General features: G+C 63.9%; 8 protein-coding genes and 3 pseudogenes. 7 read left to right on the forward strand and 4 right to left on the reverse strand.

Annotated elements, in window-relative coordinates:
• The first annotated feature begins 142 nt into the window (after positions 1 to 142).
• The 3 genes and pseudogenes from AC5RWU_RS22985 to AC5RWU_RS22995 all read left to right on the forward strand — a co-directional run bounded on the left by AC5RWU_RS22985 (position 143) and on the right by AC5RWU_RS22995 (position 1262).
• Entirely contained in the window at positions 143 to 307 is a 165-nt protein-coding gene (locus AC5RWU_RS22985) for a transposase (protein WP_493986491.1), read from the forward strand.
• Between the two features lie 5 nt (positions 308 to 312).
• A complete protein-coding gene (locus AC5RWU_RS22990; RefSeq protein WP_493986492.1) occupies positions 313 to 819 on the forward strand; it encodes a TraM recognition domain-containing protein in 507 nt (168 codons plus the stop codon).
• Positions 816 to 1262 (forward strand): annotated as a pseudogene (locus AC5RWU_RS22995) (DUF4913 domain-containing protein). Before AC5RWU_RS22990 ends, AC5RWU_RS22995 begins: the two are co-directional and overlap by 4 nt.
• An 18-nt stretch (positions 1263 to 1280) precedes the next feature.
• Here the strand turns inward: AC5RWU_RS22995 and AC5RWU_RS23000 are convergent.
• From AC5RWU_RS23000 to AC5RWU_RS23010, 3 genes and pseudogenes are all read right to left on the reverse strand, one after another.
• A pseudogene (locus AC5RWU_RS23000) lies at positions 1281 to 1526 on the reverse strand (Na+/H+ antiporter NhaA); the annotation flags it as partial.
• Positions 1527 to 1731: 205 nt separating this feature from the next.
• Positions 1732 to 2202 (reverse strand): TRAP transporter large permease subunit, encoded by a 471-nt coding sequence (locus AC5RWU_RS23005; protein ID WP_493986493.1) that lies wholly within the window; start codon positions 2200 to 2202, stop codon positions 1732 to 1734.
• A gap of 55 nt (positions 2203 to 2257) precedes the next feature.
• Positions 2258 to 2866, reverse strand: a complete 609-nt coding sequence (locus tag AC5RWU_RS23010; protein WP_493986494.1) for a TRAP transporter small permease subunit — start codon at positions 2864 to 2866, stop codon at positions 2258 to 2260.
• 257 nt (positions 2867 to 3123) lie between these two features.
• Here AC5RWU_RS23010 and AC5RWU_RS23015 point away from each other — a divergent pair, with 257 nt between their 5' ends.
• The 3 genes from AC5RWU_RS23015 (at position 3124) to AC5RWU_RS23025 (ending at position 6032) form a co-directional block, all read left to right on the forward strand.
• The gene (locus AC5RWU_RS23015; protein ID WP_493986495.1) at positions 3124 to 4248 is read left to right on the forward strand and encodes a zinc-dependent alcohol dehydrogenase; all 1125 of its coding nucleotides are present in this window, start codon (positions 3124 to 3126) and stop codon (positions 4246 to 4248) included.
• A 720-nt stretch (positions 4249 to 4968) separates the two neighbouring features.
• On the forward strand, positions 4969 to 5628 hold the full coding sequence (locus AC5RWU_RS23020; protein ID WP_493986499.1) for an SDR family NAD(P)-dependent oxidoreductase: 660 nt from the start codon (positions 4969 to 4971) through the stop codon (positions 5626 to 5628).
• A gap of 155 nt (positions 5629 to 5783) precedes the next feature.
• On the forward strand, positions 5784 to 6032 hold the full coding sequence (locus tag AC5RWU_RS23025) for a GMC oxidoreductase (protein WP_493986496.1): 249 nt from the start codon (positions 5784 to 5786) through the stop codon (positions 6030 to 6032).
• Between the two features lie 13 nt (positions 6033 to 6045).
• Here the strand turns inward: AC5RWU_RS23025 and AC5RWU_RS23030 are convergent.
• A pseudogene (locus AC5RWU_RS23030) lies at positions 6046 to 7310 on the reverse strand (IS3 family transposase).
• Between AC5RWU_RS23030 and AC5RWU_RS23035 the strand changes: the two are divergent.
• Positions 7251 to 7541, forward strand: a complete 291-nt coding sequence (locus tag AC5RWU_RS23035) for a GMC oxidoreductase (RefSeq protein WP_493986497.1) — start codon at positions 7251 to 7253, stop codon at positions 7539 to 7541. The pseudogene AC5RWU_RS23030 and the gene AC5RWU_RS23035 overlap by 60 nt on opposite strands.
• Positions 7542 to 8150: the final 609 nt, after the last annotated feature.

Consider the following 8150-nt stretch of genomic DNA (forward strand, 5'->3'; position numbering starts at 1 on the left):
CCGCAGCCCCGTCCCGTTCATCTCCACAACAGGAAATTAACAGGACCGCCGGCGGATTAAAAGACCCTCGCCGGAAAACCTAACAAAGTACTACTAGGGCCTGTCCTGTGAATCACCCGGCGGGCCTTGGTAGACCTGTCGGGTGGTTGGCAGAGGTGAACTGACGGATAAGGCCTGGGCGCGGATTGAACCGCTGCTGCCCGCTTCAGGACACGGCGGGCAGTGGCGGGATCACCGGCAGGTGATCAACGCGCTCCTGTTCAAGCTGCGTACCGGGGCCCCGTGGCGGGATCTGCCCGAACGGTAAGGTCTGTGGAAGACCGCCCACGAGCGGCTGCGCAAGTGGACCACTACGGCTCGCGCAGGATCATCGTCATGGGCATCCTGCGGTCATGGTCCCACGGTGTGGAGCTGTGGAACGAAGCGAACATGCGCAAAATCTGGTCAGCAGCCAACATCAAGGTCTACGGCGGCGGCGTTGCCGAAGACGGCTTCCTGCGCGCGCTCTCTGACCTGATCGGAGACTACGGCTACGCCAGCATCTCCCAATCCAGCGGCAATAACGGGCGCAGCCGCTCCCGGCAGGAAAGCAAAGAGCGGATCTTCGACGTCTCCAACCTCGCCGGACTCGACCGCGGCCGTGCCGTGGTCCTGGCCTCCGGCGCACCGGCAACACTGATCAAAACCCGCCCCTGGTTCACCGGCAAACACAAAGAAGCCGTCGAAGCCTCCATCGCCGAACACGCACCCAAACCCGGGGGCAACCCGACCGGCAATGCGTGGATCCGCGCATCGAGCGAAAAGGCCGGCAGGCCATGAATGACCTGGACTCGTTCGCCGACCTGCCGGCCCCCGGAGAAGCTCCGGCCGGTTTGGAACCGCACCCCCCGGCCCCGGACAAGCCGGCAGAACTGGTCTACGGCTCGGCGGAAGAGTTTCTGCAGCAGAGACTGCTGCCCGCCTACAACCGGCGCAACGACGGCAAAAGCGGCTTATGGTGCCCCAAATGGTTTCTCCACTCCGAAGCAATCAGCCGCGTCACCTCCCTCTGGCGGGCATGAGAACACTACAGGCTCGATGCCGCCACCGGCATGAGCGTGTGGTGGCGCGATCACGCCGACCACCTCATGGCCGTGCTGCTCAATCCGGACGGCACGTTCCACAGCTGCACCCCCGCTCGGCACTATGACCCAAAACCGTTCAACTGCAAGCAGGCCCCCGCTGGCTGGTTTCCCGAAGAACGCGACGATATCGTTCAATAGGTTCATGAACCGGTACAGCTATGCGTTGCCGTCTTCCTGGTACACACCCGGAATGCCGTCACTGTCTGCATCGATCTTTTCCTCGGCCTCGATGCGTCGGTAGTGCCGGTTGCGGGTGCGTTGCACTACCGTGGCCAGCAGCGCTGCCAGCAATGAGGCTGCGAGAATAGGAACCTTCGCGTGGTCGTTGGCGGGAGTTCCGAGGCCGAAGCTGGGCTCTGCCACCAGCAGAGAGACTGTGAATCCGATGCCGGCCAGCTTCGCGTCTAGCTGCCAGCAATGAGGCTGCGGATACACGAACCGCCGCTATGACGCGCGCGGCTGTTTCTTCGGCTCGACGGTAGTGACACCTGCTTCGCGGAAGATCCGCGACAACGCCGACATCGATGGGGCCGAAAGCCCGATCGCGAGCGCTTGTCGTGCACGCTGACGGGCCCGGGATCAAGGCCCGATCGCTCCAACGAGGCCTTCACATCCAGTAAGTGATCCCGATTGTGCTCCCGCTCGTCGCCGCCATCCCGGTACCCGCGAAGTGGGTCGCAATGGCCAGGCCACCTGGCATCCAGCCGAGCCACTTGCGCGCCGTCTCATAGGCACCGTTCATGAGTCCGCTCTTGCCCATGGCGACACCCATGAGCACGAACATTGGGATCACGCTTAGGGACCAGGAGGCGAACGAGGAGAAGACGACCTCCTGGCGACTGCTCTCGACTGCCTTCGGTCCCGACGGGACGAGGAGGCCGAGGAATGCCGCCACCGACATCGCTACCCCGATGGGAATCTTGAGGAGCATCAGCGCCATTATCAGCAGAATGGTCATCAAGCCGACAATGAGCTTGCTCGACGGGATGACGAACAGATAGACAGCCAGCAGGATGGCGATGACGCCGACCACGATGAGGGCGATCGTGAATCGGCTTGCGGTTAGCGCCTCTTTCACCAGCTCAGGCGTTTTCAGCGGAGGTATCACCGTGCCGGGGGCGTCTGCATCGCGTTCATCGTTCCTTCGCCTCGTGGGTGTCGGTGATGGCGAGCACGGGGTCCTCGCGCTCGATCGCGTTGAAGACCTCATCGGCGTCGGCGGGTACGAACTCTGTCACGGTGATGGCCCGGAGCAGCATGGCGACGGTCTGCAACAGCAAAACGGCCATCCCAGCCGCGACAACCCAGCGGTAGTTCCAGATCGTCAACCAGGATACGGCCAGCGCTCGTTTCTCGAAGCCCGTGACCTCGAGTGCCTTCTCGACGCTGAACCACACGAAGAGGGCGGTGGCGAAGAGCGTGAACGACATAGAGAGGATCTCGATGGCTCGTTGCGCGCGTGGCCCGGTCTGCTCCGTCAGGAGGTTCACCCGGAGGTGCTCGCCCCGCAGCAGAGCATATCCCATCCCGAGCGACACGAGCACGGGCATCCATGCGAACTGCACGAGATCCAACGTCCCCGGGATGGAGCGCCCGAAGAAGCTCCGGCCGATAAGGTCTGCGACGACGTTGAGCATGAGCAGGATTATGACCATGCCGCCCAGCACTGAGGCGACGAGACTTGTGCGATCGATCCACTTGAGCCAGGGGAGCGGCCCGTCGATCCGGTGCGCCACCGTCATGCCTAATGCCCCAGGGTCGGGAGAATCGACGGGTTCGCCCCGCTGCTCGATAGGCCTCGACCGCAGCCGTGATGGCCGGCGTGTATGGGAGTCCGTGTCGTCACATGTTCCGCTCCTAATTGATGGCGCGCCAGTGCGCCGGGGGATTGTGACCTAGTTACCTTAATGCACAATATACATAGTGATTGCACTACAGATATGCTCATTGTGACCCTCCGCTAGCGGGTCACCGCGACACGACTACGAAGGGACACGCGATGTCCAGCTACGCCACGGCCCTTGTCCAGATGGCGCCATTCCGACAGGAATTCCAGGAGTTACCGCTCCCGGTCCTCGGGGAGGGCGCGGCGCTGCTGCGCATCGAAGCGAACGGGCTCTGCGGCACGGACGCCGAATCGATCAACGGCACCGTGAGCTCAGTGCCGGCAGATGGCGGCTCGCCCTACCCGCGGATCAACGGGCACGAGATCGTCGGCATCATCGAGGACCTCGGCCCTAACCCACGCAAAAACCTGCGCATCGGCGATCGGGTCGCTGTGAACCCGTTCATTCCTTGCGGGAAGTGCCGGGCGTGCCTACGCGGCGAGAACCACCTATGTCGTAGCCACCCGTGGGCGCCCGCGGTCTACGGCTTTATCCCGACCCGACACGGATCCGGCCTCTGGGGTGGTTACTCCACACACCTTTATATCGACCCGGCCACACTGCTCTACAAGATGCCGAGCACGATTGACCCGCTCACTGCGACTCTATGGAACCCGATGGCTAATGCCGTGAGCTGGTCGGTGCTCACCCCCGGCACGAGACCGGGGAGCAAGGTCGCGATCCTCGGCACCGGGCAGCGTGGCCTCGCTTGCGTCGCTGCCGTGAAGCTCGCGGGCGCTGGCCTCGTACTTGCGACCGGGCTCACCAAGGACCGGCACAAGCTCGACCTCGCCCTCGCGTTCGGCGCCGACGCAGTGGTGGACGTCGAGCAGGAGGATGTCCACACGCGCGCCATGGAGCTCACCGACGGCGAGGGCTTCGATATCGTCGTCGACACCACGCCGCACACGACGAAGCCGACGCTAGACGGGCTCAACATGCTCCGGTTCGGGGGCACGCTCGTGTCCGCGGGCGTCAAGGCCCCGACGATGGACGGCTTTCCGATCGGCATGCTTACGACGCGCAGCATCCGGCTCCTCGGTGCCGCCGGGCAGAACAACGAGGCATATCAGATCGCGGCGGACATCGTTGCGTCCGGGGCGATCCCGCTCGACCGGATGCGCACGCACGTCTTCGGATTCGACCAATTCGATCTCGCGCTCGACACGCTGGTGGGTAAGGTCGAGGGCGAACACGCCATCAACGTCGTCGTCACACCGACCTTCACGCCCTCCTGATCTGGGGCCGCGGTGAGCGGTCCTGCGCGTCGCGGCGCTTACCGGCAACCGCGATGCAGGCTCTGGCGATGGCCTGCCCGACTCGGACGATTTCCTCGCCCTGGACCGGCGGCATGCCTATTACCGAGAGCGCTAACCTGCCCGACCGTCCGGGTCGAAGATCGGAGCCCCTACAAAGTTCGGGTGGTACTCCTCAGCGGGTCAGTGATGCCGAGGGTGTAACCGCGCGACACTCCGATGAGCGTATGGGTGGCTCTCCGGAGCTCAAGGTCGCCGGGCTGTGGATCGCGACGGCGAACCCTCTACGGCGAATTTCGGCGAGGGTCTCGAGCCACCGCTCGAGGGTCCAGTAGCTGCATGGGTATAACGCAGGGTATAAGGCACGGTAGGTGACGAGGCAGACGAGCGGCAGTAGCAGGGACATACCCCTGATCGAACCAACGGACCCGCTCACCGCATTATTTGGGCAGGTGGTTTCCGTGCCGGTTTTCCGGGGCTCACCGGTGTGTGTTGGGCGGGGGCGTCCAGCGGGTGTGGACTGTGAGGGTGTCGTCGGCCCATTGGATGAGGCTGGCGGTGGCGGTACAGGCGCGAACATCATCGGTCTGAAGAGGTCTGGAAAGGAAGCCGCAAGTATTGCCATGACCAGGAAGAGTGCTACCGCTGGCAAAATGAAGGCGGCTCGCAGCTTCATATCAATGCCATGGCAAGTCGGCCATCATCACTGGGGCGTCGAGCGGTATGGGGTACGCAACGGCCGAGACATTCATCCGTGAGGGGGCCTCGGTTGTTCTCGCGGACATCGACGAACAGGCCGGGGACGAACTGGCCAGCGCACTGGGTGATCGGGCGGCGTTCGTCCGCACCGATGTCACCTCGGAAGAGCAGGTCGCGGCGTTGGTATCAGATGCTGTGGAGCGCTTTGGCCGGCTCGACATCTTCTTCAGCAACGCAGGTGCCGGCGGGGATCAGTCGGCCGTGGCGCAACTGTCGGCCGAGGGACTGGAGCAGGCGCTCGCCCTCAACTTGAAGTCACATGTGTTCGCGCACAAGCACGCTACCCGTCAGCTGCTGCTGCAAGGGACCGGTGGGTCCATTATCACGACAGCCAGCGCGGCTGTCCTGCAAGCCGGATGGTCAGCAGCTGCCTACTCGATCTCGAAGGCGGGTGTGCTAGGTCTTGTCCGCGCGACAGCTTTGGAGACCAGAGGGTCCGGCATCCGCTCCAACGCGATCTTGCCCGGTGGTGTCGTCACGCCGATTATCTCTCGGTACTTCGACATTCCTGCGGATGCACATGTTCGCCCGAGTCTCCACCTACAGGACCAGTCCCGGCACCACGGGCGCGCCAACGGAGGAAACCGTCAGACGGGTGCTTGAACTCTCAGGATGCCTGGGAATCCAGTACCTGAAGGGCAAGGACAACAAATCCATATCCATCACCCTGTGGGAGACGGAGGAAGCCCTTACCGCAAGCCAGCAACCTGCCGACCAGATCCGTTCGGAGACGACCCAGGAGCAGCATATGCAGGTCCTTGACGTTCACGCTGCGCTCGACGAACCCGTTCGACCTGCCGCTGGCCAACCCGAACTTCTACCTGGAGCCGGCCGACCTCGAGAACCTGCTCGACAGCTTCGAACAGCTGCGCGACATCGGTGAACAGCCCGCGTTGAAGGACGTGGTCAAGGGAGAAGCACGGCCGGGCCCGGACCTGACCAGCCGGGAGCAGCTCCGTGCCTACGCGCGGGCAACGACCACCAGCGCCTACCACCCCTCGGGCTGAACCGTCCCGAGTTTTAGGCCGTCTTCATACGAGGCGCCTCAGGGTTTCCTGAGGCGCTTTCCTGGTCATAGTAGTTGGTTTCAAATTCGGCCGGCGGGATGAGTCCGAGGTGGCCGTGGAGCCTTTCGGTGTTGTACCAGTGGACCCAGTCCATAGTGGCCTTTTCGACCTCAGCGAGGGTCTTGAGCGGACCGGTCAGGAACGGGCTGTTCCTGGCCGTGCACTCGGTTTTGTAGAGACCGATGGTCGACTCGGCCAGCGCATTATCGTAGGCATCCCCGACGCTTCCGACCGAGGCAGCCAGCCCTTCAAGGATCAGCGTTTCGGTGAACCGGATGGAGGTGTACTGGCTGCCGGCATCGGAATGGTGGATCATCCCCTCCGGCACCCTGTGGCCGTCGTGGTCACGCCGCCACAGGGCCATCTTCAGGGTAGTCAGGACCAGATCCGTGTCCTTGGACATGGCCGCGTGCCAGCCCACGATCGCCCGCGAATACAGGTCGATCGCGAACGCCACGTACGCGAAGCCGGCCCACGTCCGAACATAGGTGAAGTCGGTGACCCATCCATAGTTCGGCCGGTCGGCGGTGAACTGGCGGTTGAGCAGATCCCCGGCCCGCTGCCCGTCCCTGCCGGGCACGGTGGTCCGGTGGGCCCGGCCGCGGACGACCCCGGACATGCCCTCATCGCGCATCAGCCGGTCCACGGTGCAGTGCGCCACTTCATGGCCGGTCCGGCGCAGCCAGGCGGTCATTTTCCGTCGTCCGTACAGCGATTCGGGGGTGCCTGTGGTGGCCCGCAGTGCATCGGTAATGCGGGCGTCCGAGACGGCCCGCGCTGCCGGCGGGGAGGATTTCCAGGTCCGGTACGTCCGCGGGGCAACCTGCAGGCCCTGCTCGCGCAGGACCCGGCAGACCGACTAGACCCCGTGGCCGCGCTCCCTCATCAGGTCTATGAAACCGGCTATTTGCGGCGGCGAGGGTCGAGTTCCCTCGCGAAGAAAATTGATGCCTGCTTCAGGATCTCGTTGGACTCGCGCAGTTCCCGGTTCTCCCGCTCCAGCTCCCGGATCCGATCCTGTTCGGCGCTGGTGACACCCGGCCGCTGGTCCGCATCGATCTGGGCCTGGAGCACCCACCGGCGCAGGGCTTCCTTGCCGATGTTCAGCTTCGGTCCGATGGCCTTGCAGGCAGCATTCACCGAGGCGTACTCGCTCAGATGGTCCAGGACCATCCGCACCGCACGCTCACGCTGGTCCGCCGGGTATTGCTTGGGCATAGTCGCCATCCTTGTCACAAAAGGAAGCGGCATCAAACCCGTGACGGTTCAGGCACCGCCAAGATGGGCGTCGACAGCCTCGCGGTGGTCGACCCCGAACTCCGCGTCCACGGCCTCGACGGACTCCGTGTCGCGGACCTGTCGGTAATCCCGACGCTCACCACAGGCAATACCAATGCCCCTGCCATGATGATCGGAGAGCGCGCGGCCGACTTCATTCTCGGCAGCTAACGGGCGCGACTAGGAGGCGGTCTCGGACGCCCGGGCGTCGCACGCGGTGGTTCCGGGCCGTCCCCGGAACCACCGCCCCGGCAGACCCGATGCCGCGAATCCCGAAGTCGGAGGCGCTCACTCCTGCCGATGGTGCTCCACCAACGACCACCGCTGCTTCCTCACCGGACGCGCACCGGACCAATTCTTATAGATCAGCTCAGGTTCGGTCTGGCTGTGCCCGTCGCCTGGAGACTCAGTCATTTCTTCTCACCGTCCGCCCAGGTCGGCCACGGACAGGATCTCGTCCTTGCTTGCTGCCGTGAAGAGGAGGACCAGTGTTTGCTGCGGCTGCGGGAGATGGTGATGTAGCTGTATTGGCCGATTAACCGGGAGGGTTTGTCTAGGTAGCCGACTTCGGAGACGCCCCGCCGTAGATTTTCACGTCCGAGGCTGACCAGATTTTCCACATGCCTTCCAGGGACCAGGCTCCACGCCCTGGAACCAGGACTGCAGGATCAACCCGGTCAGCCATATCCGCCTGTGAGTCTTGTTGTGGCTGGTCCGGGACCGGCTGGCAGGGTAGGTGTCGGTCGCCTGCCCCGGGAATGTGGCTCGATATCCGCCTGG

Source organism: Arthrobacter sp. B0427-1-12, assembly GCF_059092905.1.

Excerpts from the sequence above, each read along its gene's own strand:
- AC5RWU_RS23010 (WP_493986494.1), bottom strand. The coding sequence starts at position 2,866 with ATGACGGTGGCGCACCGGATCGACGGGCCGCTCCCCTGGCTCAAGTGG.
- AC5RWU_RS23015 (WP_493986495.1), top strand. The coding sequence starts at position 3,124 with ATGTCCAGCTACGCCACGGCCCTTGTCCAGATGGCGCCATTCCGACAG.
- AC5RWU_RS23035 (WP_493986497.1), top strand. The coding sequence starts at position 7,251 with ATGGTCCAGGACCATCCGCACCGCACGCTCACGCTGGTCCGCCGGGTA.